Below are 295 nucleotides of genomic sequence, written 5' to 3'. Positions count from 1 at the left end.
TACTAATAATCCGTAAGCTTATGTACACCCTTTTCTCCCGACTTCGGTCGGGAGAAGAAACTTTCTAAAATAGTAAATAAAAGTACTTTTCTTTATCTCAGTATGTTAAGATATTATCTTTAATTATCAATTGTTAATTAAAGAAAAAGTTGCCCAAAGCAATTAAAGACCTTAAGGTGGTTATTGCGGCGGGGCTCACCTCTTCCCATCCCGAACAGAGTAGTTAAGCCCGCCTGCGCAGATGGTACTGCAGTTATGTGGGAGAGTATGTCGTCGCCTTTCTTTTAAAAACCCT

1 rRNA gene is annotated in these 295 nt (G+C 39.0%); it reads left to right on the top strand.

The annotated features are described in order from the left end of the window. Nucleotides 1-172 precede the first annotated feature (172 nt). Nucleotides 173-282: ribosomal RNA gene (gene rrf / locus ACHRVZ_RS21415) — 5S ribosomal RNA — on the top strand. Nucleotides 283-295 lie beyond the last annotated feature (13 nt).

It is taken from the genome of Flavobacterium sp. FlaQc-57 (assembly GCF_044007395.1).
GTDB lineage: Bacteria > Bacteroidota > Bacteroidia > Flavobacteriales > Flavobacteriaceae > Flavobacterium.
Note: the sequence above shows the minus strand (reverse complement) of the source record. Positions and strands in the feature narration are given on the sequence as shown.